17 protein-coding genes are annotated in these 12,762 nt (G+C 27.4%); all 17 read right to left on the bottom strand.

Translation table 11 applies throughout. The annotated features are described in order from the left end of the window. Positions 1–137 precede the first annotated feature (137 nt). Positions 138–521, bottom strand: a complete 384-nt coding sequence (locus DIS07_RS14810; RefSeq protein WP_146190747.1) for a hypothetical protein — start codon at positions 519–521, stop codon at positions 138–140. 153 nt (positions 522–674) lie between these two features. Continuing rightward, positions 675–1,385, bottom strand: a complete 711-nt coding sequence (locus DIS07_RS14805) for a hypothetical protein (protein WP_109406053.1) — start codon at positions 1,383–1,385, stop codon at positions 675–677. A 165-nt stretch (positions 1,386–1,550) separates the two neighbouring features. Then, positions 1,551–2,009, bottom strand: coding sequence for a hypothetical protein (locus tag DIS07_RS14800; protein ID WP_109406052.1), 459 nt, complete (start codon positions 2,007–2,009; stop codon positions 1,551–1,553). Between the two features lie 135 nt (positions 2,010–2,144). Beyond that, the gene (locus DIS07_RS15125; protein ID WP_181374617.1) at positions 2,145–2,597 is read right to left on the bottom strand and encodes a hypothetical protein; all 453 of its coding nucleotides are present in this window, start codon (positions 2,595–2,597) and stop codon (positions 2,145–2,147) included. Between the two features lie 130 nt (positions 2,598–2,727). Further along, entirely contained in the window at positions 2,728–3,201 is a 474-nt protein-coding gene (locus DIS07_RS14790) for a hypothetical protein (protein ID WP_146190746.1), read from the bottom strand. A 57-nt stretch (positions 3,202–3,258) separates the two neighbouring features. Beyond that, complete coding sequence (locus tag DIS07_RS14785) at positions 3,259–4,110, bottom strand: IS3 family transposase (protein ID WP_109406050.1); 852 nt, start codon at positions 4,108–4,110, stop codon at positions 3,259–3,261. After that, positions 4,110–4,481: a transposase gene (locus DIS07_RS14780; RefSeq protein ID WP_109406049.1), complete on the bottom strand. Its 372-nt coding sequence runs from the start codon at positions 4,479–4,481 to the stop codon at positions 4,110–4,112. The genes DIS07_RS14785 and DIS07_RS14780 overlap by 1 nt, the downstream gene beginning before the upstream one ends. A gap of 189 nt (positions 4,482–4,670) precedes the next feature. Next, positions 4,671–5,366: a hypothetical protein gene (locus DIS07_RS14775; protein ID WP_146190745.1), complete on the bottom strand. Its 696-nt coding sequence runs from the start codon at positions 5,364–5,366 to the stop codon at positions 4,671–4,673. Continuing rightward, the gene (locus DIS07_RS14770; RefSeq protein ID WP_109406047.1) at positions 5,339–5,683 is read right to left on the bottom strand and encodes a PadR family transcriptional regulator; all 345 of its coding nucleotides are present in this window, start codon (positions 5,681–5,683) and stop codon (positions 5,339–5,341) included. Before DIS07_RS14770 ends, DIS07_RS14775 begins: the two co-directional genes overlap by 28 nt. A 217-nt stretch (positions 5,684–5,900) precedes the next feature. Further along, positions 5,901–7,139, bottom strand: coding sequence for a WG repeat-containing protein (locus tag DIS07_RS14765; RefSeq protein ID WP_146190744.1), 1,239 nt, complete (start codon positions 7,137–7,139; stop codon positions 5,901–5,903). Positions 7,140–7,142: 3 nt separating this feature from the next. Further along, entirely contained in the window at positions 7,143–8,300 is a 1,158-nt protein-coding gene (locus tag DIS07_RS14760) for a hypothetical protein (protein ID WP_109406045.1), read from the bottom strand. A 771-nt stretch (positions 8,301–9,071) separates the two neighbouring features. Then, positions 9,072–9,794 carry a hypothetical protein gene (locus DIS07_RS14750; RefSeq protein ID WP_146190743.1) on the bottom strand — a complete coding sequence of 241 codons (723 nt, stop codon included), beginning with the start codon at positions 9,792–9,794 and terminating at the stop codon, positions 9,072–9,074. 190 nt (positions 9,795–9,984) lie between these two features. Next, on the bottom strand, positions 9,985–10,464 hold the full coding sequence (locus tag DIS07_RS14745; RefSeq protein ID WP_109406042.1) for a hypothetical protein: 480 nt from the start codon (positions 10,462–10,464) through the stop codon (positions 9,985–9,987). Between the two features lie 14 nt (positions 10,465–10,478). Next, positions 10,479–10,847 carry an FEKKY domain-containing protein gene (locus tag DIS07_RS14740; protein WP_109406041.1) on the bottom strand — a complete coding sequence of 123 codons (369 nt, stop codon included), beginning with the start codon at positions 10,845–10,847 and terminating at the stop codon, positions 10,479–10,481. 153 nt (positions 10,848–11,000) lie between these two features. Then, the gene (locus DIS07_RS14735; RefSeq protein ID WP_109406040.1) at positions 11,001–11,627 is read right to left on the bottom strand and encodes an ADP-ribosyltransferase; all 627 of its coding nucleotides are present in this window, start codon (positions 11,625–11,627) and stop codon (positions 11,001–11,003) included. A gap of 2 nt (positions 11,628–11,629) precedes the next feature. After that, the gene (locus DIS07_RS14730; RefSeq protein WP_109406039.1) at positions 11,630–12,163 is read right to left on the bottom strand and encodes a hypothetical protein; all 534 of its coding nucleotides are present in this window, start codon (positions 12,161–12,163) and stop codon (positions 11,630–11,632) included. A 12-nt stretch (positions 12,164–12,175) separates the two neighbouring features. Continuing rightward, complete coding sequence (locus DIS07_RS14725) at positions 12,176–12,586, bottom strand: hypothetical protein (RefSeq protein ID WP_109406038.1); 411 nt, start codon at positions 12,584–12,586, stop codon at positions 12,176–12,178. Positions 12,587–12,762 lie beyond the last annotated feature (176 nt).

Raw genomic sequence — 12,762 nt, 5'->3', positions numbered from 1 at the left:
TACCTAAATAGCATATTAAATAAAAAAATAAAAGCTCAAAAAACGAATGAATAGATTTTTGAGCCTAGAAAAATATTGTAAAAATTTAACGAAGAATTTATTTGTTTTTTAACTCAGTTCTTTGTTGGCAATAGTTTTTATTCATAATTGAGTCCAATAAAATCAGTAATTATTAGGCTATCTTTAACAAATTCAATTTTTGGTGTATATCCTTTTTCTACATAACTTTCAGTACAAATAGTGTCATTTATTTTATATATGCAGACTTTAAAAGTTCCTTCTCCTTTACTTTCAAAATTGTAAATAATTCTATTATAAGATTCAATGTGTTTTTCATCAATAAATTCACTATTCTCACCTGAATAGAATCCTATTTTTTTAATATCCCTTTTATCCTCAATACTTAGCGTTACTTCTACATCATTTTCTTTTCCAATAGTCAGAATATTATTTTCTTTTTTATTCTTACTCGAGCAACTGATAATAAATATTGTGCTGATTAATAGTAAATAATATTTCATTTTTTGTCTAATTATTGCCAACGTGTTTGTATATGGTTTGTTGCGTGGTTCAAGAAACTAATTTAGTAAATAATTACCGACCAAGAAAGTCCGCGAGGATTTTCGTAAGTAGGCAAGAAGCCAGCAATAAATTATATATGTTGTTGTAGGTAGTTATTTGTATAACTTCCTGAATTTTTCAAACCCTTTCTTATATTCGTCCTTGTATTTATTTGAGTTAAGATTTTTTATTAATTTTTCGAAATCTACATCTTCTTCTAAAATTATACTATCTAATTCAGAATTTGTTATATTTTGTTTAAGTTCATTTATATAGTTGAAGACTAATTTGATTCTTTTCGAATTTGTATAGTTTGGATTTTTTAATAAGTTCTCAACAGATTTTATAGCAGTATATAAAGCTAATTTGTTAGAATTTTCACTTTTTAACCTTATCATATCTAAAAATAGAATCGACGATTTAAATTCGTTTTTTGTTTCTTCAATTACTTCATTTTGTTCATCTATTAATTTCCTATATTTTCTTTCATTTGATTTAGGAAGAAGGTAACCTACTAGAAAAATTGCAATTGCAACTATTAAGGAGAAAATTCCAGTTTGTATACTCAATAATGTTGAGTAAAAGTCATTGGTTTTTTGAATACTGGATATTTCATTTTTTAAAATCTTAATTTCAGTTTCTAGATTTGAATTATTTTTATTTACGTTTTCTATCTGGACTATTAATTTTTCTAAATTTTGATTTAAAGAGTCAATTCTAAATTCTGTTTTTTTTAGTTGTTTAGCTAAATTTAACTTTGTGTTTGAAAATCCATTGATTGTCAGTAGCATAGTTGCTGAAAAAAGTATTAGTTTCTTTCTCATTTCATTTTTTTAATTACCTACAACGTGTTTGTACAAGGTTAGTTGCGTTGGTTTAGCAATAAAGTTAATAAATAATTACTGACAAAGAAAATCCGCGAGGATTTTCGCAAGTAAGCAAAAGGCAAGCAATTAATTTTGTACGGTGTTGTGCAACGTAATTTTCGTTTAATTTTCAATTCCTAACTTTTCGTATCTGTTATTCATTCGTTTTATAAATTCAGAATAGTACTTTTTTTCCGTTATTTCTCCATTAACTAAATTTTCCAGAGTCTTAAAATTTTCCATCTTATAATAAGTTCTTTTATTTTCGTTGTTTATTCCCAAGTCAAAACTGTTTTTTGTTTTCTTTAAAATATTTCCAACAAAATTAGAGTCCGATTTTGATTCAAAAAATAATGAGTCATTTTTCAAAATCATTTTTCGTGGAAACATTCTCAACATATATTCAGAACAAATATGAATAGTGTCATTTTTTATAAAAATTTCAGCATAATCAATCGTACTATTTTCAAGTTTTTCAGAACTACTTGAATACCAATTCCCAGAAATATTCCTTTTTTCCTTTATTCTATTACAACTTAAAAGTAAAATAATGATTAATGAAAGAGTCAGTTTTTTAGTCATTCGTTATTTTTCGCCTTATGTTGCACAACGGTCTCGGCTATGAACAGTTGCGTGGGTTAGCACGGACTTTTGCAAGTACACGATAAGCTGAAAATTCCGCAGGAATTTTCAGGATGAGCCTGTAATAGCAATTGTTTATAGCCATTGTTGCCACCAGTTTTTTTTATTTAATATTTTATCAATCGAAGGTTTGTCCACCTTTAAAATTCGCAAAATTTGAGATGCACGAGTTTTATTCTTTCTTTTAGTTCGGTCAAATTCGTCCATTAATCCACTTGCATAAAGTCTTTCATTTACTGTCATTCCCTCAAGTCCGATAATGTTTTGGGTCTTTTCAATTGTATGCTGTTCAAGAATTTTATTCATAACGTATTCGCACGCCTCTTTTTCCGTTGTGAAATTCCGTTCCGAATGTTTTTCTCCTCTCTCTTTATAATACACGTTATATTCCGCTGTGTATTTTCCCATTTTTGCAGTCAGAGCAATTTTGTTATCATCATTTGTAGAACCATAAAGTCCTTGAAGGTAATATTTGTCTTCAGAAATATTCCTTTTCTTCAATTCGTTATGTAATTCCTTTATGGTCATTCTCAAATTGGTGGCAACGTTGTTGTATAAGAAAAGTTGCGTTTTTTGTGTGCGAGGAATTTCCGAAGGAAATTCAGAAGTAGCAAAAAATGCAACTAACTTTAGTTAAGCACTAATTTAGCAATTTTTTTTATACGGTGTTGTGGTGTCGTTTTTTATTCAGATATTTTGGTTCATTAATTTCCTTTTCAAATTCAGTTTCTCGATAGAAAGGCCAAACTCGTTCATCTCCAATTTCTATTTTTTCAGTTAAATTCTCTTCTGATTTTTTAGAATAAATTCCGAACGTTATTATATTCAAAATCCATTTAATCGGATTCGAGAATTTTGGGTCTTTCCATTCGTATTCATTGTCAGATTTCAGAAACAGAATAAATCGTTTAATATGACTTTCAGCCTCATCAGTCAATTTGTCTTTTCCTGTGTTTTTGTGTTTTCTCAAATCATCATAACAATACCAAAAACTGTTTTCAACCGCTTTAACTCCTTTGTCATTTGTTGGGTATATTGGCTCAATTCTGTCCATAAACTCAAAGTTTGTTATTCTTCCAGATAGATAATGGAGAAGATTTTCAGCTAATATGTTTCTATGACTTCTGTTCATTTTTAGGTTTTCGTTAAATGTCTTGTCCTGAAATACGGCTACAGGTTAAAATTGAAATTAAGCTGATAATTTATATACCATATTTGGTGTTTTATAGTCTAAAGATAAATGTAATCTTACTTCGTTGTATAAATTAATTGCATTTTTTGCAGCTCGCTTAGCGTGTGTTACATTATCAAAGGTTTGGTCGAGATAAAACTCATCTTTTAAGATGCCGTTTACGCGTTCAGCCATTGCGTTTTCATAACAATGGTTTTCTTCTGTCATGCTAATATTTATCTTTTTTCTTTTGAGTATTTGTGTGTATACGTTACTGCAATATTGTATTCCTCTATCAGAGTGGTGTATTAGTCTTTTAATGTTTTTAGCTTGATAAATGGCCTTATTTAGTGCTCTGACACATCCTTTAAGTTCCAAGCTATCACTAATGTCATAACCCACAATTTTTCTTGAATGCATGTCTGTAATTAAAGCGAGGTAACAAAAGCCTTTTACTGTTCTTATATAGGTAATATCGCTCACCCAAACTTGGTTAGATCTAGTGACTTTAATATCCTTTATAATGTTATTATACTTATAAAAACGATGATAAGAATTTGTTGTTCTGGCACTGGTTTTCTTTCTAAGTGTAAGCATATTGTGTTTTCTAAGAACGTTAAATAAAGTATCTCTACCGACTTTAAGATTGGCTTTAGTAAACTCATCATCTAATGATTTTATGAGTTTACGTACACCTTCTCTAGGAAGGGATTTACGTTTTTTACTGACTATCTTTATAATCTGTTGTTCTATTTTTAAACGTTTATCAGCTCTAGATTTGTATTTATAATACGCATCACGTTTAATTCCAAAACAATGTGTTATAGTAGTTAAAGAAGCAAATCCCTTAGATTTCTCATTAGCTTTAATTAAGGCTTTATGCTTAGCTTTTTTTTTAGTTCAGCAACAGATTTGTAGCCAAGATCTTCAGCAGCTACTTCCAGATATGAATCTAATACCAAAGCATCTAGATCCTTTTTATATAGTAGTTTTTTGAGCTGTTCGATTTCCTTTTGAAGAGCTTTGATTCTTGATATTTCGTCTTTTGTTTCCACTTTTACTCTGGTGTTCATTAAATCTTTACGATTGTACTTTTTAATCCACTCATTGACTGTTGTGGGTGCAATAGAGTAGAGTTTACAAAGTTCGCTCTTTGTGTGTTTACCTTTACTGAGTTCATCAAGAATTTTTAGTTTAAAAGATTCTGAATACCGTCTAATTACTTTGTCATTTCTGTACATAATGTTTAAAATTATGTAGCCTTTATTCAGGACGGGTCAAAATGCACCACAACGTGTTTGTGTATGATTAGTTGCGTGTTTAAGCAACTAATTTAGTAAACAAAAACGAACGCGAGAAAATTCCGAAGGAATTTTCCAAATAAGCAACGACCAAAGCAATTAATTATACGCGGTGTTGTAGCCAGTACTTTATTCCGAAATTTTCACTTTATTTTCTCTTTTTGACACATAAAATGTTACAAAAGAAATTGTTAAAATAAATAGTCCGAATAATAGATTATAGACGCTCAAATTCATTTGTAAATTACCAAAATCAGATATTCCAAATGAACCTGAACGAGTTATAAAAAGAGTACTAAAAAAAGTCAATAATTTGCTGATAACAATTACGCTTACCAAAAATGGAATATTTGTCAGTTTTCGTGAATTTAAACTCATATTCTTATATTTATTATAGGCAAATATGGACAATGCCAAAGATAAAAATATAAGTATTCCAATTGATACATAATTTAGATTTTCACTATCTATCCCAACGTTATTGGCAATTATTAATGATAAATTTGCAAGTAAATTGGTTATTGTTATAAATGCCATAAACAATAGTATTCCTTTTAGGTATGGAATAATCTTATTTCTGAAATAAATATTTTTATTGACTTTACCATATTCAGCCGTCAGCTCTTTTGTATTTCCAATTCGATTTTTTGCTATTAGTAGAGATTCTTCAGTATTTAATCCCAGTCGTTGCAATTCGTCAATTTCATCGAGTAAATGACTTTCCAATTCGTTAATATTGTCAAGAGTCATATTCGAGTTTTGAGATAGTTCTGATTTCCAGATTTCGATATTTTCTTTTAAGTTAAACTTGGTTCTATTTTCCATAATTTAGATATAATTTGATTGATAATTGTCCAGTTTTCTTTTTCTGATAACAGTTGCTTTTTTCCTTTATTACTAATTTTATAATATTTTCTTTTTCTTCCAGATTCACCCATTTTCCAATAAGATTCGATGAGTTCTTTTTTTTCTAATTTGTGTAAAACAGGATATAAAGTTCCATCTCCATATTCTATTTTTCCATTAGATATTTCTTTAACGTTTTGGATTATTTCATATCCATAAGATTCGTTTTTTGAAAGTATTGATAGAATAATAGGTATTGAAGAAGCGCCAATTAATTCTTTTGATAGTTTTTCCATATTCATATTCTTTTAGAAAACAAATATACATAGAAGTTCGATGTATAAAAATAAAATCGTAAGTTTTTTTTCGTATTGGCTACAACGTTGTTGTGTAAGGAAAGTTGCGTGGTTTAGGTACTAAAGTTAGCAAATAAACACCAACCAAGAAAATCCGAGAGGATTTTCGTAAGTAGGCTTTTACTAGCAATTTTTTTTACACGTTGTTGGCAGTAGTTTATTTCTTTATAATTTCGTTTTTTTTATTAATATAAACACCAGGGTATTTACTTTTCCGATTTCTTTTATTTTTATAATAATTAACTAATGCTTTACCATTTTCAAAACGTTTACATTGTGAATAGATTGGTCTTATTACTTCATTGCCATCTTCGTCTATATAACCACAATTTTCACGATGGTCTCCATTAGAAATCTTAATACCTTTCTTATAAACTATATATAAGCCTTCAGAAAAGCGACCTATTCTACTATATTCTAATATTTTTAGTATTTTACCATACTTATCGATTAAATAATATTTTTTATTAGTTGAATAATAACCACTCTTACCAGACCCAACTATAGTTTTACCTTTACTATTATAGTGATAATCGTCAGCTAAAAGCCAGTTGTACTGAACCTTTACAACTTCATTTCCATTCAGATCTATATATCCCATTTTATATTTGTCATCATCATACTTGTCGTTATTAATTTGTCTAATTACCATAGCTCTATCATATTTAAAGCGACGTATTTCACTGTAACTTTTTTTATTTAGTTTTTTACCTTTAAAATTGTATATGTCAATTCGATCTTTATATGATTTGCTTTTATAAATTACAATAAAATTTTTTATAAAGTCTATATTAGAAAAATTAGAAAACTTCATTGGAATAATGATATTACCATCTATGTCTATTACACCATATTTATTATTGTATTGAACTTTTGTTACATTATGGTTTTTAGACCAATTATAATTATTCTTTTTTCTTAAATTTAATATTGATGATATAAATGTTTTCTGTTTGTCAGATTTAGATTTTTCTAATTTCCGTTTTCTTTCTTCTTCTTCATATTTTGCCAATCTTGCTTTTTCTTTTTCCTTTTTTTCTTTTTCAATTTTTTTAAGGCCATCTTCAATTTTAGGACTATAAGAAGCTACATCATCTAATATTTGAGATGGTAAATTCATATTATTTATTTTGTTAAGTTCTATATTTGCTTTATTAAAATCTTCTTGAGCTACTAAAATTTTTATTTTTAGATTTTGAAGACTAGGGTTTTTTATTTTGCCAAATAGCTCTTCAACTTCATAAACTTTTTCTAAAGCATCATCATAGTTTTCTTTTTTGAATAAACTTTTTGCGATTTTAAATTTAACTTTGATTTTGTTTTTAGTAGCATTACTTAATTGTGCATTTATAACAGTTGACAATAAAATAAGTAGGATAGTAAATTTCTTTTTCATTTTTTAATAATTTTTATAATTTGATAAAATGGATTTTTCTTTTGAAACTATATGTCGTTTGCATTTATTACTTTTAAGTTTTTCTTCTCTTTTTCTTTTTTCTTTAAGCCTTTTTCTTTCACTGTAAGACATATTAGAATCATAACTTTCTATAAAAAAAGGTAGAGGATTTACTCCAAATTCTGTGATTATATATGAATCTATGAAGGTGCCTCTTTTATCAACAAAACCCTCTTTTAATATTTCTATCCAAGAACCTTTGTAATAAATTTCATTACAAGCACTATTATAGATTTTTTCTTTATCAATAAGTATTGAGACTTTTGCAATGCCATTTTCATATTCTAGAATTTTCCACTTTTTAAAAGGTATTAAAATTCCACCTTTTGAATCTATTACACCATTTAAAAACATTCCATTAGAATCCCATTTGCTTTTTATTTCATATTTTTTTTTGTCTATACTTTCAATTAAAAAGTCGTCTGAATTATCTTCTGATAAAAAATCAGATGTAGAGGTATCTTCTTCTTCTAAAAGAAAATCTTTTACTGATTTTTTTCTTTTAGATTTAATTTTTTTAATTTCCTTATCTTCTTTTTCTAGTAAAAAATCTTCGTTTTGAATTTTTTTATCTAATTTTTTTAAATTCTCTTTGTGATTAGAATCTTTATTTATCTCTTTTTTCTCTTCTAACTTTTTATCTAATTTTTGGTTGATTTTTTTTATTAGTTGATTAATATTTTTCTTTAAGCCATTAAGTTTTATGTATTCTGTTTCCCAAAAACTTTTATCAAATTTATTATTAAGTAAACTAAAACTTTGTTCCCTTATGTTGATTTCTTGACGTTTGTAAGAAATAATACCAGAAGAATTATAGTTTGTATTAAAACCTTTTACTTGACTTAATAAACTCTCATAATCTCCTTTATTGCCATAGGTTACTTTTAAATCTCCATATTTCAGTTCTAATTCTGTTAATCTTTTTTTATGCCTTTTATAAATTCTTTCAACTTTACTAGAAATTTCATCAGCTTTCTTTAATAATTCATAACCTTTCTCTTGGTTGCTACTCAAAAGTTTATCTTTTTCAACTTTAACTTGACTAAAAGAATGAAAACAAATAAAAATTAAGGTTGCAAAAAGTAATTCATTTTTTTTCATAGCTGTTTCTTTGTTTTATGCTTCACGTTAATTACTGCCAACGGTCAAGTATAACCGTCAGTTACGGATTAATATGCGTTAATTTTCGGTTTAGCACAGACTTTAGCAATTACTGAGTGGATTCGGACGTAGTCGAATCCGCCGTAATTGCGGTTATACATTGTTGTGCGTTCGTACTTTTTCATTCCAATGTCATTTTCAGCACTAATTTCATTGGTTGATTCTTTCCGTCACTATTCCGCTCCCAATAGTAAAAATCGTAACGTTTGCTTTTATTTTTTTGTCCGAATTCAATTAAGTCCAAAAATCCGAAAGATAGTTTATCCCAATATTTGTCAGATTCCGTAATTCTTAATTTCCGCTTTTTTTCATCACGAACGAATAGAATGTATTTGCAATTCGAACATCGAGTGTCTTTTCCATAGCGAATTGAAATTGTGTCGGATTCTTTGATTTCCGATTTGTTTATTTTGATATTTAAGTCTTTAGAAACAGAATTAAATTTCGCAATTATTTTGTCATTTTTATAAACGTGCCAATAGTCCAAAGTATCTAATTCAGTACTGAATCCTTTGAAGGATAAAGTCAGAAGTAATATGATAATTATTATTCTCTGCATAGTTTTCGGGTATGACGCACAACGTTTTGGTATAAGCTTTGTTGCGTTTTTGTTATGCTAAAAATAAGCAAATTATTAAACAACTTTGTGCCTGCGTATTTTTCCGAAGGAAAAATTTAGCAGCAATAAAGTTTATACAGTGTTGGCAATAGTTAATTTTCATATTTTCCTAACCAATTTATTTCAGCCTTCCAATCTTTTTTAGTGTATTCCTCGTTGTTGTAAATTCTGAAAAACCTTTTAATTTGATAATCTTTCAAAATTGATTTTATAGAATCTAATTCATTATTGTTAATTGATTTGTCAGACAAAAGAGCAATTGTCAAAGTATCAATTTTAAATCCTTTTTCCAACTTCTTATTATTACTTTCCGTTTTTGAAATTTTCAAAAAAGATCTTTTATTTATTATTTGATTAATACTTTTCAAATTATTATCAGTTCTAATAATTATAGATTTATTTTCTTTTCCTATATAAATATTATAAAAAAGTTCCTTATTCTCAACTTTTATAATCTCTTCATTTGTTTTAGGCAGTCTTAATTCAAAACCCAGTTTATTTTCAAGAAATCCGTAATTATTTTTTATTCTTTTAAGACTTAAATCGTAAACTGAATCAGTTTGATGTTTTATTAGTAAAGAATCTTTTTCAAGATTAAGTTTATAATCCCAGATAGCTTCTTCAAGTTCAATTTTTTTTCCAATAACTTTCCATCTAGTTGAATAATTTCTGTCATAATAAACTACAGGATTTTCAATTAATATCGAGTCATTTGAAAAAGTAATATTTATATCAAAATTAGTGTCAGAAGTTGCACTCCAGTTTCCAATGAAGTCAGATTTTGATTCCTCTTTTTGACAAGAATAAAAAATCAAAAAAGTCAGAAAAATTAAAGTTGTTTTTTTCATAGCGACTAATTATTGCCAACGGTCTCGGCTATGAGTAGTTGCGTGGGTTAGCACATAACTTTGCAAGTACACACCAAATTGAAAATCCGCAAGGATTTTCAGAAGTAGGCGAGAACAAGCAATTACTTATAGCCATTGTTGTACGCAGGTTTTTTATTTAAATTATTGGTTCAGAATTATCCAATTCGATAATTTTTATTCGTTGTTTGCTAATTATTGAATCGGTAATTTTTATAATTTGATACTGTTTGTTAGCGAAATTTTCGGTGTCTTTATTCTTAAAATCATTTGATATTTCTGCAAATAAGTATTCTAATTTATCTCTCCGTTTGTCGGATGGGTCGAACATAAATCTAATCTCATTTGACGCCATATTAAGTTCTTTTAGTAATGCATCTAATTCCTCAACACTACAGTCTCCAATGATTAAATTATACTGCTGTTGAAGAGTTAAAACTTGTGATACTTGTTTTCTAAAAGTATTAATCCAATCTTGTCGTTTATCCGCTATATGAACTTTTCTTGCTTTTTTTGTAGATGAGACACTTATAATTCCTAAAACAATGGCTAAAGTAAAAGTTCCAATTCCAATTGCTAGGTTTCCAAAATCAATCCATTCAGATGAAGGTACTTCCATTTTAGTCTGTTTTTTTATTCTAACATTTTGTTTTTAATAAGCGAGTCCATTTCTGCTTGATATTTTTCTCGCCAATCTTTTCCGTTTCTTTTATTCAAATACTTTTCAATTTCAGCGTTGTAAGCGTTAATTCCACGTATTTGCGGACTTGTCACAACACAACCAATATTCGATTCGTGAAATCCGTATTTCTCTTTAAGTCCAATACAAGGAACTCCGCAAGGATAAGATGGTAATCCGTAAGAAGCTATTCTTGGTGAATCTCTCCAAATATCAATTTTAGCCGTCAAATAATTAAATCGTGTTAAAAATCCGAATTGCCAAAGTATAACTCCAACAATCAAAATCCCTATTCCGATTTTTAATTTCCTTTTACGTCTCATTTGTCAACTTGCGTACAACGTGTTTGTGTAAGAAAAGTTGCGTGTTTTAAGCAATAAAGTTACTAAATAAAACACGAACCAAGAAAATCCGCGAGGATTTTCGTAAGCAAGCTAAAGCCAGCAATTTTTTTTACACGGTGTTGGCAATAGTTTTTATTCTTTCATAATATTCCAAAATATAGAAGTATTTGTGATGTTTTCAATTTCATTTAATTCTACAAAGTTTTCATTAACATCTATAATTTTGAATAACGAATTTGTCTTAAATAAAACTTCTTTTTCAGATGAATTAATGCCTATTTCGCTCAAATCTTTCCCTAAACTATTTACGCTTGTATTAATTTTTAAAACAACTTCACTATTACCCCAATCTTTATCTTTCGTTGTAGATAGAAAAAAAGGGGCTTTTATTATTTTACCAATTTTTTTTCTAAACCATTTTTTTGAGGTCAATGTTCCATTTATATAATTTGGCTCAAATCTATAAACAGTATTTTTATTAAAACTTGGTAATTTATTTAAACCTGAATTAATAAGGTTTTGGACTTGAATTTTACAGTTACAAATATTATGACCTATACTTCTTAATTCTGAATTAATCCAAGATGAATTTTGACCAGTGTAGGAGTTTATTAATTTAGCCTCAATTTCTGTAAGTTTAAATTTTTTATAATTAATTCTCTGAATATTTTTTTCTAAATAACCAAGTAATGTGTTATCTCTATAAGTTTTTACTTTTAAACATTCTGAAGATAAAATTGTTTCATTTATTTCTCCCATTTCTATAATTCAATAGATATTAATTTATATTTATTATTTACGAAAATTGAAGTAGTTTTAATTTTATGAGTTTTATTAGCTTCATTTTCTATTTCTAATATTCCGTCAATAAAAGTCATACCATTTTGTTGATTTCTGGTATATGTAAAGTCAATTATTTCAAGTCTATCACCACAATAATCTGAAACTCTAGAATAGACTTTGTTGATGTTCTTTTTTAAGCCATCTAAATATTTTGTTTTTGAAATATTGGTATATTTGTTTCTTTGTTCATTTGATAAATTTGAATTATTTCCAACATTTCTTAATTCAGAAATACTACAAAATCTTTTATAAGTTTTGTCCCATTTGAAATCAGGACTATTAAAGCAATGAATATAAGTGGAATGAGTTAGTGTTTTAAATGCGTGTTTTCCAATTTCACTTGGTTCAAGCACGTAATTTTGTTCTTTTACTATAACTTTCTGGGATGTTTTTTCATTTTTACAAGATAGAAGTATTAAAAAAATTAATGTTATTTTAATAAGATTTTTCATTTTTTTTGTGTTTTAAATTTCCTTTGCTTTAACTAGTATTTTTTTTATTTTGGAAAACTTATGAGTTATTTCAAATAGGATTGTATTTGAAAACATTGACAAGTTAATTGTTAATTTTGCATTAGTTCTATTATTTTTTTGATAATAAATTCTACTACTGATATTATTCTCTTTTTTTAGATATATATCTTTTCCTTCCTTATAATTTCGATCTGGACTCAAGATTAATGAGTTTTCTAATTCAGTAATAAAAAAATGTTTTCCTAACATACTTTTCATTTTATCATCTAATTCCATCTTATTGTTTTCCTCATCAAATGTTTGTATGTCTGTATAATAATATTCCTTAGTGTCTTGACTATAAATGTTATTAATAAGAATAAACATTGAATAAAATAAAACAATAAATTTCAATTTTTTCATAATTTTTGTTAAGTTATTTAATAATAACAGATTTCGTTTTAATTATTGCCAACGGTCTCGTATAACCGTCAGTTACGGGTTAATATGCGTTAATTTTCGGTTTAGCACAGGCTTTAGCAATTCCGAGTGGATTCGGACGTAGTCGAATCCGCCGTAATTGCGGTTATACATTGTTA

It is taken from the genome of Polaribacter aquimarinus, assembly GCF_003129485.1.
Lineage (GTDB): Bacteria > Bacteroidota > Bacteroidia > Flavobacteriales > Flavobacteriaceae > Polaribacter > Polaribacter aquimarinus.
The sequence above is the reverse complement of the archived record's forward strand: the minus strand, read 5'-3'. Positions and strand labels throughout refer to the sequence as shown.